Consider the following 14,746-nt stretch of genomic DNA (forward strand, 5'->3'; position numbering starts at 1 on the left):
TTTACCTAATGATAAGTGAGAAGTTTATCATAGTTTGTCGCATAAAAAAAATCCTAAGTCAAATGACTCAGGATAAAGTTTGACGGTCTTTCTGTATGGTTTGATCATATTCCTCTCGTTTAACAATCATTTTCATGACAGTATAAGCCATTAATAACATTAAAAACAGGATTGGAAAGCCAGCTACTGTTGCGATTTGCTTCGTTGCATCAATTCCACTAATTTCTCCACCAGCTGAAACAAGGTTAATGATGGCAATGGAAGACATCATGACACCCCAAAAGATTTTCAAGTTAGCAGCCGGTTCTTTATTCCCAATTTCCTTCGTCGATAAGGACGCAAAAGTGGAAGTCATTGAATCCGCCATCGTTACAATTGAAATAAAGACAGCGACGATAAATACGACGCTCATAAACGTTGTGAGCGGATAATGTTTTAAAAACTCAAATACTGACACTTCTAATCCCATCGTTTGAATGGATTCCGAAATTCCAGCACCGTTAATTTCTAAATGAATGGAAGCTCCCCCAAAGACGGAAAACCAAATAAGTCCAAAAACGGCTGGCATAATTAAATTCATTAACATAAACTCACGAATCGTCCGTCCTTTAGAGATTTTCGCTAAAAACATTCCAATAAGTGGTGCATATGCTAACCAAATTGCCCAGTAGTAAATCGGCCACCATCTTGGCCATTCTGAGCCGTCAATTGGACTTAAGTAGTGGGTTTGCACAAAAAAGTTTTGTATGAAATGACCAACAGATTGTGTTCCAAGCGTTAAAATAAACGAAGTTGGTCCAAAAATAAAGACGAATAAGAGCATAAATAAAAACAGCTTTGAATTCTTATCTGCCAACCAACGAATTCCTTTATGCAGACCGGTATAACTGGAGATTATGTATGAAATAACGATTACTCCAACAACCATGACCCAAACCGTTTTCGTTGACTCGATGCCTGTCAACACATTTAATCCGCTTGCGATTTGAAGGGTACCAACGCCTAAAATGGCTGCAACCCCTCCTACCATGGCAAACATGGCAATGTTGTCGACAAGGCTTGAAAATGCGGCACTTTTCTTCTTCGTTAATGGATAAAAGACCGAACTAACATGAAAAGGTAACTTCGCATTATAAACGGCATATGCGATCCCTACCCCCGCAAGTCCATACATAGCATATGGAATAAACGTCCAGTGAATATACGTTTGCGACATGGAAAACATCGCTGCTGCTTCCGAACCCGGCTCTAAACCAAGCGCTTCAGGTGGGGTCGTGAAGTGTGTAATCGGCTCTGCAATTCCCCAAAATAAGATCCCCGTTGCAATTCCAGCTGTTAACGTAATCGCAAACCAGTTCCATGTACTTAATTCAGGCTTAGCATCCTTTCCTCCAAGGCGAATATCTCCATGCTTAGAAAATAATAAATATAAACATAATACAAGAAAAATATTACCAGAAAGTTGAAAGAGCCATCCGAAATGCTCAAAGGCGAATTGCACAATCGCATTTTCTGCATCAAGAAATTGTTTCGGGGCAACGAGACCAACAATGATGGCTGTTAATAAAATAATGGACATCGGGATAAATACTGAATATCGAATTGCTTTCTGTTTCACTTTTCCCTTCCTTTCTTACTTAAATTGGTTAACTTTATACCCTCAAACCTCTCTCATTAAACCACTTTAAAATTTCGTAGGTCAAACAATATGATTCAATATACAAAAAAAGGTGCAAAAAAGCTACCGTAACGAACTTCCTTGCACCTTCTCCCCACTATATATTTTGGCTTTGTTTCAACGAACGATACAAACGAAGAATCGTATTAAAATGCAGCGCTTCGTGATATGTGCTGAACATTAACGTTTCACCAACTGTATAAAACGATTTTCCTGTCGAGTTCGTAAAAGGTTGTAATAATGGAGTATCGAGCTTACCTTTCCAAACAGCTTCTATTCGCTTCGGTTGATCAATTAACGCTTCTTTCACCTCTTCATATGCAGGAGGCGTCCCTACCCATTCTTCTGGCTTTGTACCTTTTGCAAAAAACGTTTCGAAATCGTTCGGAAGCTCTAAATCACGTCCAACGAGTTGAAATACGAGCTTTTCTTGAATATAAGCGATGTGACCAAAATTCCAAAACATATTGTTATTAAAGCCTTCTGGTACTTCAAGAAAATACGACTTAGAAATTTTTTTAAACGCATTCACGGTTATATCTCTCGCTACGTTCACGTGATGAAAAATGAGTGATTCTGACATGATACGTCCTCCTTTCATTTTCACATATGTATATTTCTATAGCGATATAAAAAATCCTTTTTTATGAGCACGTTGAATGTGTTTAACGCTCGGAAAGAAATGGAATTTTATGAACTTTTCGTCGTAGGCATCATTCAACTAGAACAATTTTCATTTTCGAATATTCATTTGCCGAATTATCCTATAAAATAAATACATCAATCCTACATCGAAGGATTTTAATGACGACGTTTGACAAATCAGGAGGTATTTATGTTTGAAATCAAACAAATTTCAGCTGATGAGACGTATGCATTGCGCTTAAAAGTATTGACCCATGAGCATATAGAGGATTGCTATTACAAAGGTGACTTCGATGGACGGACCATACATGTTGGGGCATTTAAAGAGAATGAAATCTTCGGTGTCGCCTCTTTTTTCCCTGAACAACATAAACAATTAAAAGGAAACCGCATGTATCGATTACGAGGACTAGCGATCGACCCTTCTCATCAAAATCAACTTCGTGGCCAAGCGTTAATTCTTTTCGGAGAAAATTTTCTTCGTCAGTATAATACGGAATTAATTTGGGCTGTCACAAAGGTAAGCAATATTCAATACTATGAACATTTAGGATTTGAGCAAACCGATTATATGTTTAACGACCCAATGAAAGGTCTTCGCGTGTTAATGAGTAAAAGCATTTAAGTGTTTCAACCTCGTTAAAAACATTACAGATAGATGTCGAATTCGAGAACACCCCTAAAAAAGCTGAACCTTTTTTGAATTGTATAAAAGGATAATCTTGAAGAAATTGGGTGACATATATGTTTTCGAATTTAGAAATCGGCATTGATTTAGGGACTGCTAATATCCTCGTTTATAGTAAACAAAAGGGGATTGTTTTAAATGAGCCTTCCGTCGTTGCTATTGATACTGAGACAAAGCAAGTATTAGCTGTCGGTACTGAAGCAAAACAAATGATTGGAAAAACACCGGGGAAAATCGTTGCGATTCGACCGTTGAAAGATGGTGTCATAGCAGATTACGATGTGACAACCGAAATGTTAAAAGCCATTATGAAGAAAGCATCGAAACTACTTGGCTTTGCCATTCGAAAACCAAGTGTCGTTGTCTGTACACCATCGGGTTCAACTAGTGTAGAACGACGTGCTATTTCGGATTCGGTCAAAAATGCGGGTGCAAAAGAGGTACATCTTATTGAAGAACCAGTCGCTGCTGCAATCGGCTCTGGTTTACCTGTGGATGAGCCAACGGCAAATGTCATTGTTGACATCGGCGGCGGAACAACGGAAGTTGCCATTATATCATTCGGTGGTGTCGTAACAGCTAATTCAATCCGAATTGCGGGAGACCGATTGGACGATGATATCATTCAACATATCCGAAAAACGTACAATGTATTAATTGGAGAGCGGACAGCCGAACAAATCAAAATGGAAATTGGATATGCATTAATCGAACATGAGCAACAAACGATGGAAATACGGGGACGCGATTTAGTCACAGGCTTGCCGAAGACGATTACGTTGCATTCATACGAAATTCGAGATTGTATGAAAGAATCATTGCTTCATATTTTAGAAGCCATTCGAGCCACTTTAGAAGACTGCCCACCTGAATTGAGTGGTGATATCGTTGATCGCGGTGTCATCTTAACGGGCGGTGGGGCTCTTTTAAAAGGAATGGAGGAATGGATAAGTGAAGAAATTTTCGTACCTGTCCATGTAAGTTCTAATCCACTCGAATCCGTTGCAATCGGTACTGGTAAGGCCTTACAATACATTCATAAGCTACAAAAAGCAGCAAAATGACCGTTCTTTAGGTGAAGAAACTTTTTAAGTTCTTCACCTTTTCTTATCCTCTTATGAATCTACCGAAAATTCCCTGTTAAAAAACTTAACACGTTTACTGTCATTGTTTCCCAGTCGATATACCATTACCTATAAGGAGGGATTTCGATGGGAAAACATTTGCAAACTGGATTGCAAAAACAAAAAGATTATTATATTCGATTGTTAGTTCATCAGGGAGTTCTTCCTTCCGAGCAAGAAGGAGATACGCTGACCATTTCAGAGCTTGAATTGGAATGCCGTAAGCACCAGTTGCTCATCCAGCCACCTGTTACGAAAACCTTTTTTATCAAAACCATTTAATTGAAATGTAGGAAAACTTTTATTTCTCTTTCAATTTTTGAGCATATAAAAATACTTTCTGATAATCCGATATATACCAGGGGCGGTCTCAATATTAAGTCGGTAAAGGAGAGTATGGAAAACAGTGAATCTACTAAAAAAAGCACCATTTATCGTAAGAATCATTTTACTGACCACTGTTTTATCTTTATTGGTCGGAGTAACAATCATTCTCACAAACGTAATGATTCAGCAAAACATCTTAACGAATGAAATGAAAAAACAAGCTGAATTAATTGCAGAACATTGGGGTAAAGAAATCGACATTCCCTTAGTTGAGGAAGCTCAAAAATCTCAAGATTTTCATTCAACAAGCCAACAAGAGCTAACAGCATTTTTTGACTCACTATCCGAAACGAATCCGAATGTTGCGCAAGGATACATTTTCGGTACTGAATTGCGAAACGGAAACGAGACTTCCATCATTGGGAATCCTTCTCATATCGTTTCGTTTTTGGAAGAAAACAATGTAACCGTAGGAGATTTTCACACTCAACCTGCAACGATTGTAAAAGCAATTGAGGAATTGAAAGAGACGGGCGATATCACGTATTCTTCCATTTATGAAGATGAATTTGGAACATGGATAACAGTCCTATATCCTATTAAAAACAATGCAGGTGAAACATTCGCCTTTTTTGGGGTAGATGTCGATGCAAGTATGGTAAAGAACGGTAAAGATCAGCTTGTTCTCTACTCCCTACTCATTATGTTCCCCATCATAGTGGCGATTGTTCTCGTACAGGTTTTCGTTATTCGGAAATCATCAAAGCCATTGAAGGATTTACTTCAAGGAATAAACGAAATGAAGAATGGAAATTTAGATATATCACTTCCGACGCGAGAGGATGATCTCGGTCAAATGAATGCAGCCTTTAATGAAATGGCATTTGAGATGAAAACGATGATTGAACAAATAAAATCAACGGCAACGACTGCACACTCATTCGCAAATACTATTACAGACGTTGCGGATGATTCAAAGATTAAGGCAGAAAAAATCTCGACAGACTTAAGAAAAATGAAGGATGCCTTATCCTCTCAAGAAATTGCTATCACTGAAAGTGCGGGTGCGATTGAACAAGTAACGGCAGAAATCCAAACGATTGCCCTTTCATCTCAAGATGTATCAAATTTAACGAAAAATATGGAGCAACATGCATCAGAAGGTGCTCAAGCATTAAACGAAATGACTTCGCAAATGGAAACGATCACGGAAAACGTACTTTCTTCTCGTGAAATCGTTCAATCCTTGCGAAATCATTCGTTACAAATCAGTTCTATTTTAAAACTAATTACAGAAATTGCCGAGCAGACGAACTTATTATCATTAAATGCTGCCATCGAAGCAGCAAGAGCCGGTGAACAAGGAAAAGGTTTTTCTGTCGTAGCTCAAGAAGTTCGAAAACTTGCAGAACAATCCAACCAATCAACCGGCAAAATTGAGAAGATTATAGAACAAATTCAAACAGAGATTGAAGAAGCCGTTCAATCGATGGAAATTGGAACGACAGAAACGAAAAAAGGTCAGCAGCTTGTTTTCAAAGCGAATGAACTGTTCCATCAATTGAAGCAAACATCTAACGAAATTGCCAATCAGATTGAATCCGTATCCGCTGGAAGCCAAGAAATTTCGGCTGCATCTGAGGAAGTAAGCGCATCAGTTCAAGAGCTTTCCACTATCGCTGAGATGAACACATCCATTTCAGAAGATATTGAAACAAGTGCACGTGAGCAATTTGAAATGGCGCAGCGCTTAGCTGAATCAGCTGTTAAACTGAACAAACTGTCTGAGAACTTAAAAATAAGTGTCGAACGCTTCGATGTATCGTAAATGAGTGGGATTTTAACAAGTGTGTGACCATTATATTCACTGAAAACGAATGATGGCCACTCCAGATGGCAGGCAAAGCGCCCAAAGCTGATGGCGCTTGGAGCTAGACACCAAAAATACTTTAACACTTTATTGAACTTAAACTTTCTGTAACAAAAATAAAAAGGTGGTCGTTTGACCACCTTTTGCCTTATGCATAAGCAAGTTCTTTCGTATGAATGTCCATATATTGTTTTAAGAAAGCAATGTAATGCTCAACATCCTCCACTGTCGTATATGGAGATACGGTATATAGTTTATGAGCATAAACCGATTGACGCTCGTCATGGTCAATGACATGTACTTTTCGTTGCTTTTTCGTATTACCGAAATAAATGGTATCACGATGAATCCCAATGAGCTCGGCGAATCGATCGTTAAATTCGTTTACTTCTTGCAATTCACTTAACGTTGCCTGCCCTTGTAATTCCTTTTCCCAAATTACTTCATTCGGATAAAAGCGGAACGTTGTCACCGGGGCAACTTCATTCGTTACGGCCGCATTTGAAAATACTTCTAACAGACGTTTCCGGAATTGTAGGTTCACTCGAACATAATTTGCCAACAATTGTTGATACCCTTCTTTTCCAAAGGCAAGGAGAGATGCGTAAATGGCAATGGAGCTTCCCATTCGAGAACATTCTAGCGTATAACTCGTATGATAGCTTCCATATCCACGATTCCCTACATAAGGCGTTTCTTCTGGATCTAAATCTACATATTGGAAGTTCATTTTATCCTTCACAAGAAATAAGCTCGTAATGTACGGAGTTTGACCAAGCTTGTGGAAATCAAACACCATGCTGTCTGCTAAATGGATATGTTTAAATTTCGCTGTATATCCTTTTAATACCTCAACCACTTCGGCTTCAAACTGTAAAGGGTTCTTCTCGTAATCGTAATCGTTAAAGAACGTGTACATTCCGCCCATTGCTGTATCTGCATGAATGAAAATTGGAGCTAAACCGTATTGGTCTTCTAGCTGTGTCGTCAATGTTTTAATCGCACTTAAATCATCAATGCCGAATGTGTCCGTTGTCCCCATGGTCGCTAATACATATAGCGGAATGCCACCTTTACGAATGACTTCCTCCATCTTTTCACGAAGATCATTTAAATCCATTGAATGGTCAGGATTTACTTTCACCCGTATTAAATTATTTGTACCGATTCCTGTCGCTTCCATCGACTTATACAAGCTAAAGTGCGAAAGCTCTGAACAGAAGCAATACAAGTTGTTCGGAACGCCCGTTTCATTTGAATGCGGGAACATTCTCGCTATTGCCATTCTAAGTGAATTAAAAACGGCTCCTTGTCCTCCCCATGTCGTATACCCTGAACTCATATCTGGGTCGTATCCTACAATTTTTGAAAGCATGCTCGTAACTCGAACTTCTGCGTTAGCAGCAGCAGATCCATCTACATCCCAAATGTTGTTTCCGTTTAACAGAACCATTAACAAGTTCCCTAAAATACTTGCAACATTGGCAAGTGGTGTTGCATTAGCAACGTAATTTCGATTGATAAAGCGATGCCCTTTCGAAAGCTCCATAATAGAGGAAATAACATCATCATAATTGGCACCAGCTTCGGGTACGATGCTTTTTTCTGCAATTTTGTTGTAGTAATCTTCCGTATAGTTCGGCATATCACCTAATGTTAGTTTTTCAGGATCTTTCATCTCGTCCAATTCTCTGATAATCCGTTCGATCCCGCTTAACAGTATCTTTCGCTGTTCTTCATTTCCATCAATACTTGGAAACCATGTTCTCAAATCATTTACGTTCATCATGCTGTTAATCCTCCATTAAGATTTTAAAAAGTTTAATAGTCCAAGCGTATCTAAAAAGACGATAATAATCGCAACTGGTGTTACGTATCGAATTAAGAAGAACCAAATTTTAAAGAAAGTTTGGCCGATCGATGACCCTTGCTCCATTTCTTCTTTTAACGTGTTAACTGGCACTTTGAAAGAAATGAACAACGAAATACATAAAGCGCCAATTGGAATTAAAATGTTACTTGCAACATAGTCCATTAAGTCAAAGACCGTTTTGCCCCAAAATGTGACATCACTCATCGCCCCAAACGATAAACATGATGGGATTCCAACGATGAAAATAAGAATTCCGATTACCCATGTTGCCGTTTTCCGCTTTTTCGCATCATCTTTCGCAATGGCAGCAACAATGATCTCAATCATTGAAAAAGCAGACGTAAGGGCTGCAAATAAGAATAACAGTAAGAAAATAGTTAAGAAAAAGATTCCGAATGGAAGTTGGTTAAAGACAGCCGGCAAGACAATGAATACAAGTGCTGGCCCTTCCCCAGGTTCAAAACCATACGTGAAAATTCCCGGGAATATGGCCATACCAGCCAACATAGCAATAACAATGTTTAATATAACAATAGATACAGCTGATTTTGGCAAGCTATGTTCTTTACTTAAGTAGGAGCTGTACGTTACCATAACCGATACCCCTAATGTTAACGTGAAAAAAGCTTGACCAAGTGCAAATAAAATCGTACTTGAAGTAATGGCACTGAAATCTGGAACAAATAAAAACTTCAGTCCTTCCATTGCTCCATCTAACGTTAATGAGCGAATAACTAGGACAATAAACAACACAAATAGTGCAGGCATCATCCATTTGCTCGCACGTTCAATCCCTTTTTGAATCCCACTTGCCACAACGATAATTGTTAGCAAAATAAAAATAAATTGTGAAATAAGCGGTTCAACAGGGCTTGAAATAATTAATCCAAATAGTGCACCGTACTCCTCTTGAGTTAGACCGCTTAATTGACCAGTCATCGCTTTAACGGTATAAAGTAAAATCCACCCGCCTACTACACTGTAGAACGATAAAACGATAAAACTTACTACAATCCCAATCCAGCCTGTCAAAAACCAATATGTATTGGGCGCGAGTTTTTTGTATGTCAGTATAGCATCACTTTGTGCGTGACGGCCGATCGTAAATTCCCCAACGAGAAGAGGATAGCCTAAAAATAAAGCAAAAAATAAAAACAGTAAAAAGAAAGCGCCACCTCCACTTGTTCCCGCAACGTATGGGAATTTCCACATTGCTCCTAAGCCGATAGCTGCACCTGCAGAAGCTAATATAAAGCCTAGCTTAGAAGCCCATTGTTCATGCTTCATGAAGCACACACCTTTCATTATTTTTTACACATATTTCATCGGTAAATTCACCCAAATGTTTAGGGATATTTACTATTTTAACAAAATTTTTCAATACGTAAACACTTTTAAAATTATTGATATTTAAGAACGATTTATATGTTTTTAATATAATAATATTTTTACTATTTCTCTATAAAAAATGCGAGCGCTTCAGGGCACTCGCATTTTTCGTATACAATTAGACTACGGTAAATCAATCAACATGATCTGGGCTGATTTGGTAGCGGTGAATGTTACGTTTTCTTCCTGATCTATTCTTGCAGAATCTCTTTTTCCTAGCGTATGCCCTCCGTTTAATAGCACTTCTCCTTCAAGGACAAATACGAACGTTTTTCGTTGCTTTGATTGTTCAAATGAACGCTCAATTCCTTTGTCCATTTCTGTTAAATAAATGGTTAAGTCTTGATGAATATGGGCCACTTCAGCTGACTGTGGATTTTTTGTCACAATTGGAAGCCAATCATCTTTCATTTTTTCAATTGAAAATGTTGTATTTTCGTATGATGGGGTAAGCCCTTTTTCTTCAGGTAAAAACCACAACTGTAAGAAGTTCACTTCCTCGTCCTTTGACGGGTTCACTTCTGAATGAATAACCCCTGTTCCAGCTGTCATCCGTTGAACTCCTCCGAACGTAGTCGTTGCAGATTCCCCTGTACTATCTTCATGACGTAAATATCCTTTTAACACAATCGAGACTATTTCCATCTCCTCGTGTGGATGCGCGCCGAAGCCTCTCAACGGCGCAACATAATCATCATTTAGTACACGTAACGGACCAAAATTCATATTATTTGGATCATAATAAGAACCAAAAGAAAAGCTGTGATACGATTTTAACCACCCGTGATTCGCAAAAAACCGGTCATTAGCTCGAATAATTTGAATCATTAATATAACTCCACCTTATCTCGAATTCTTTTATTTTGATTTCAAGATTATTTTATAAGATTTCTTTGGTTTTGTCAATTTTGGTTAAACTTTTCCTGTAATCATTGAAACTTAACTACTTACATTTTCGTTAAATAGATAGGAATGTGAAGGAGGAAGCGAAATGAAAGAACATGTCGTAAAAATTTCGATGCTAAAAGTACAAGTTTTTGGTGGGCTTGTTAGTTTATTAACATTGTTTTTAACACTCACTCTTCACTCCATGATCCATGGAGAAATCGTGTTAACAGTAACGTTTGCGTCCATCGGATGGTTTCTTATAGGTGTTTTTGGATTTATTTTTCTTCATGAGTTTTTTCATCTTCTCGGTTTCAAGCTTTTTGGTAAGGTCGGTTTGAATGATATAAAATGGGGATTTAATTTAAAAATGATGGTAGCCCATACACACGCGAAAAAGCCAATACCTGTTCATGCGATGAAAAAAGCGCTTTTTCTTCCATTTATACCGACAGGGATGCTCCCCCTCCTAATCGGATTAAGTATAAATGAACTGGGCCTTTCATTATTAGGCGCCATTTTAATTTCTGGCTGCATTGGAGATTTTATTTTATACCAAAAATTAAGATCTTTTGACAACCATTCACTCGTTATGGACCATCCTACTAAGCCGCAATTTACCGTATTTGAAAGATAAGGGACTAACACGCGTGCATCCGCGTGTTAGTTGTTCTCCTCAAACGCGCGATTACCAATCATCATATATGTTAAATCATCTGCTGGAGGATTATGTAGGCCAGCACGGACATCACGGTATAAGCGCTCTAACGGAAAACTCCGGTGTAAGCTTTGACCTCCAACTAATCGCATTGCTATATCAACAATTTCGACTGCACTATTGGTCACAACGTGTTTCACTGACGCCAATTCGTCCCCCAACTGAGAGCGTAATTCAGGCTTTTCATCCCATAGTTTTGCAACATGGTACATCATATGTCTCGCTTTTTTAATTTCTATATCCATGAGCGCTACTTTCCTTCGAACTTCAGGTATCTCACTGATTGGATGACGAAGGCTTCCTGGCGTATACTCTTTTGCAAAGTCCACGGCCACATTTCGTGCTGCTTTTGCGATTCCTAAATAACATGCCGGAATATGTAAAAGCCATCCTTGAGGCTTTTTTTCTTTGGAATTCTTTCGAATCGAGACGAGCGCTTCACTCGACACGCGGACATTTTCCAATAATAAATCATCACTTCGAGTCGCTCGCATACTTAATGTATCCCACGTCGGTTTGATCGATAAGCCTTCTTTCTCCCTCGGAATGAGAAACTCTCCTACTTCCCCTGAATCTTCAATGGTTGCTGTAACGATGAAATAATCGAGAATTGGGGCAAGGGAGGTGAATGTTTTATGTCCATTGATTATATAGTCGCTGCCAACTTTTGTCGCAACTGTTTGTGGCTTTCCCCCTCTTGCAGGACTTCCTGATGCTGGTTCAGTCGCACAGCTATTCATTAAAACACCTTGCTTGACAATTTCAAGACAAATAGATTCATATGCATTTTCATTCCATGATTGGTCTTCTCGTATTTTCATCACAATGCCGTTATGCCAACCGAGTGAAAGAGCCGTCGCCCCATCAGCTTCACCTAAATATTCTTGTATTAATAGAAATTCATATAAAGAAACCTCTTCTCCCCCATATTTTTTCGGTACTGTTAATTGGAAAAAACCATGATTTTTGAGATCATTAAAGTTTTGAAATGGAAACGTTGCATCCCGATCATTTTCAATGGCACGTGCTTCGAAAATATCCTTCCATTCTTCAATTTGACGTATCCACTTCTCAAGCTTCCCATTTACAAAAATATCTACATTCATTCCAATTCACTCCTTCTCTACCTTTCATTGTAAAAGGAGTTGAGCGAAAAGTGGAGGAATTTGATTTTTACGAAGTAAATATTATGAAACCTTTTGAATGTTTGGTAAAATGAGATGGATGATAGCGGAAAGGAGTCAAAATGATGGAAAACTTTCAACAACAATTATCAAAATACGCAGAGCTAGCGATAAAAGTTGGTGTTAACATTCAAAAGGGGCAGGAATTATTGATTACAGCAAGCATTGAGGCAGCGGAACTTGTCCGAGAGTTGACGAAAAAAGCTTACGAATGTGGTGCGTCTTATGTTCACGTCGATTGGTCAGACGATCAATTAACTCGCGTTACATATGAAATGGCACCAACAGAAGCGTTCGAATCATTTCCTGAATGGAAGAAATTACAACGTGAAGAATTAGCCAAACGTGGTGCAGCTTTTATTTCTGTCACTTCACAAAGTCCGGACTTATTAAAAGGTGTTGACGGTGAAAAAATTTCCGCTTTCCAAAAATCGGCTGGACAAGCATTAAACACATTCCGTAAATACATACAATCCGATAAAGTGAGCTGGACAGTCATTGCCGCTGCAAGCGAAGACTGGGCCAAAAAAGTATTCCCAGATGAGCGAGATGAAAATCGTCTTTATAAATTATGGGATGCTATCTTTAAAGCGACACGAGTCGATGTTGAGGACCCTGTAGATGCGTGGAAACAACATGATCAATCATTACATGAAAAAGTGGATATTTTAAACGAAAAACGACTAAAAGCACTCCACTATAAAGCGCCAGGTACAGACTTAACGATCGAGCTTCCTGAAAAGCACCTTTGGGTAGGGGCAGGAAGCATTAACGAACAAGGGATTGAATTTATGGCCAATATGCCAACAGAAGAAGTCTTTACCGTTCCGAAAAAAGATGGCGTTAACGGCGTTGTCTCAAGTACGAAACCGCTAAGCTACGGCGGAAACATCATTGACAACTTCTCTTTAACCTTTGAAAACGGCCGAATCGTCGAAGTAAAAGCAGAAAAAGGTGAAGAAATCTTAAAGAAATTAGTTGAAACGGATGAAGGATCTCACTATTTAGGTGAAATTGCTTTAGTTCCACATGAATCACCGATTTCAAATTCAAACATTTTATTCTACAATACACTATTTGATGAAAATGCTTCCAACCACTTAGCAATCGGTAGCGCCTACGCCTTTTGCATTGAAGGTGGAAAATCGATGTCAGAGGAAGAATTGGAAGCAAACGGCTTAAACCAAAGCATTACACATGTAGACTTTATGATCGGTTCTGCCGAAATGGATATCGACGGAATCTTACCAGATGGTACGACAACACCAATCTTCCGAAAAGGAAATTGGGCATTTTAATTGTGAAAAAGCGGGAGCCCTTAATGGGTGCTCCCGCTTTTTCAAATTGACGACTTTCGCGAATGATTTGTTTATCTTCTGTTCGAGATTTTTTCTTTGCGCGAGGTTGTTAATTCTATGCGCTGTTTTGGCTTTCCTATGCGCGGGTTCGCTTCACCTATGCGCGGACTCTTCACTTCTATGCGCGCGGTCTGCTCTCCTATGCGCGACTTCGCTTCCTCTATGCGCGCGGTCTACTTCCCTATGCGCGGACTCTTCACTTCTATGCGCGCGGTCTGCTCTCCTATGCGCGCGGTCTGCTTTCCAATGCGCGACTTCGCTTCACCTATGCGCGCGGTCTACTTCCCTATGCGCGGACTCTTCACTTCTATGCGCGCGGTCTACTTTCCTTTGCGCGAATTCGCTTCCCTATGCGCGCGGTCTACTTCCCTATGCGCGGATTTCACACCTCTATGCGCGCGGTCTACTTCTCTATGCGTGACTTCACTTCCCCTATGCGCGCGGTCTGCTCTCCTATGCGCGAATTCGCTTCCTCTATGCGCGCGGTCTGCTCTCCTATGCGCGGACTCTTCACTTCTATGCGCGCGGTCTGCTTTCCTTTGCGCGACTTCTCTTCCCTATGCGCGCGATCTACTTCTCTATGCGCGGATTCAGCTTCCCTATGCGCGCGGTCTGCTCTCCTATGCGCGACTTCGCTTCACCTTTGCGCGCGGTCATCTCTCCTATGCGCGACTTCGCTTCACCTATGCGCGCGGTCTACTTCCCTATGCGCGGACTCTTCACTTCTATGCGCGCGGTCACCTCTCCTATGCGCGACTTCGCTTCCTCTATGCGCGCTCAACTCACCTTTGCGCGAATTCACTTCCCCTATGCGCGCGGTCTGCTTTCCTTTGCGCGACTTCGCTTCCCTATGCGCGCGGTCTGCTCTCCTATGCGCGACTTCGCTTCACCCATGCGCGCGGTCTACTTCCCTATGCGCGGATTTCACACCTCTATGCGCGCGGTCTACTTCTCTATGCGCGGATTCAGCTTCCCTATGCGCGCGGTCATCTCTCCTATGCGCGACT

General features: G+C 39.9%; 12 protein-coding genes. 6 read left to right on the forward strand and 6 right to left on the reverse strand.

What is annotated here, in order from left to right; genetic code table 11:
* Window positions 1-67: 67 nt before the first annotated feature.
* Together ML543_RS01030 and ML543_RS01035 are read right to left on the reverse strand one after the other, a co-directional pair.
* Window positions 68-1,618, reverse strand: coding sequence for a BCCT family transporter (locus ML543_RS01030; RefSeq protein ID WP_243385286.1), 1,551 nt, complete (start codon window positions 1,616-1,618; stop codon window positions 68-70).
* 157 nt (window positions 1,619-1,775) lie between these two features.
* The gene (locus ML543_RS01035) at window positions 1,776-2,261 is read right to left on the reverse strand and encodes a DinB family protein (protein ID WP_243385290.1); all 486 of its coding nucleotides are present in this window, start codon (window positions 2,259-2,261) and stop codon (window positions 1,776-1,778) included.
* 252 nt (window positions 2,262-2,513) lie between these two features.
* Here ML543_RS01035 and ML543_RS01040 point away from each other — a divergent pair, with 252 nt between their 5' ends.
* The 4 genes from ML543_RS01040 to ML543_RS17015 all read left to right on the forward strand — a co-directional run bounded on the left by ML543_RS01040 (window position 2,514) and on the right by ML543_RS17015 (window position 6,290).
* Window positions 2,514-2,948, forward strand: a complete 435-nt coding sequence (locus ML543_RS01040; protein WP_243385291.1) for a GNAT family N-acetyltransferase — start codon at window positions 2,514-2,516, stop codon at window positions 2,946-2,948.
* Between the two features lie 119 nt (window positions 2,949-3,067).
* Window positions 3,068-4,075: a rod-share determining protein MreBH gene (gene mreBH, locus ML543_RS01045; protein ID WP_243385292.1), complete on the forward strand. Its 1,008-nt coding sequence runs from the start codon at window positions 3,068-3,070 to the stop codon at window positions 4,073-4,075.
* Window positions 4,076-4,222: 147 nt separating this feature from the next.
* Complete coding sequence (locus ML543_RS01050; RefSeq protein ID WP_243385294.1) at window positions 4,223-4,417, forward strand: hypothetical protein; 195 nt, start codon at window positions 4,223-4,225, stop codon at window positions 4,415-4,417.
* A 124-nt stretch (window positions 4,418-4,541) separates the two neighbouring features.
* Window positions 4,542-6,290, forward strand: coding sequence for a methyl-accepting chemotaxis protein (locus tag ML543_RS17015; protein WP_243385295.1), 1,749 nt, complete (start codon window positions 4,542-4,544; stop codon window positions 6,288-6,290).
* Between the two features lie 190 nt (window positions 6,291-6,480).
* On the opposite strand, the gene ML543_RS01060 is transcribed toward ML543_RS17015, so the two are convergent.
* The 3 genes from ML543_RS01060 to ML543_RS01070 form a co-directional block, all read right to left on the reverse strand.
* On the reverse strand, window positions 6,481-8,121 hold the full coding sequence (locus tag ML543_RS01060; protein ID WP_243385297.1) for a pyridoxal phosphate-dependent decarboxylase family protein: 1,641 nt from the start codon (window positions 8,119-8,121) through the stop codon (window positions 6,481-6,483).
* A gap of 15 nt (window positions 8,122-8,136) precedes the next feature.
* A complete protein-coding gene (locus tag ML543_RS01065; RefSeq protein WP_419095331.1) occupies window positions 8,137-9,501 on the reverse strand; it encodes a sodium-dependent transporter in 1,365 nt (454 codons plus the stop codon).
* A 216-nt stretch (window positions 9,502-9,717) separates the two neighbouring features.
* On the reverse strand, window positions 9,718-10,422 hold the full coding sequence (locus tag ML543_RS01070; RefSeq protein WP_243385299.1) for a pirin family protein: 705 nt from the start codon (window positions 10,420-10,422) through the stop codon (window positions 9,718-9,720).
* A gap of 163 nt (window positions 10,423-10,585) precedes the next feature.
* Between ML543_RS01070 and ML543_RS01075 the strand changes: the two genes are divergently transcribed.
* Window positions 10,586-11,116 (forward strand): DUF3267 domain-containing protein, encoded by a 531-nt coding sequence (locus ML543_RS01075; RefSeq protein WP_243385300.1) that lies wholly within the window; start codon window positions 10,586-10,588, stop codon window positions 11,114-11,116.
* Between the two features lie 26 nt (window positions 11,117-11,142).
* Here ML543_RS01075 and ML543_RS01080 read toward each other — a convergent pair whose 3' ends face one another.
* Window positions 11,143-12,303, reverse strand: a complete 1,161-nt coding sequence (locus ML543_RS01080; RefSeq protein ID WP_243385301.1) for an acyl-CoA dehydrogenase family protein — start codon at window positions 12,301-12,303, stop codon at window positions 11,143-11,145.
* Window positions 12,304-12,446: 143 nt separating this feature from the next.
* Here ML543_RS01080 and ML543_RS01085 point away from each other — a divergent pair, with 143 nt between their 5' ends.
* Window positions 12,447-13,679, forward strand: coding sequence for an aminopeptidase (locus tag ML543_RS01085; RefSeq protein ID WP_243385901.1), 1,233 nt, complete (start codon window positions 12,447-12,449; stop codon window positions 13,677-13,679).
* The last annotated feature ends 1,067 nt before the right edge of the window (window positions 13,680-14,746 follow it).

The sequence above is a fragment of the Bacillus kexueae genome, assembly GCF_022809095.1.
In the GTDB taxonomy this organism is placed as follows: domain Bacteria; phylum Bacillota; class Bacilli; order Bacillales; family Aeribacillaceae; genus Bacillus_BZ; species Bacillus_BZ kexueae.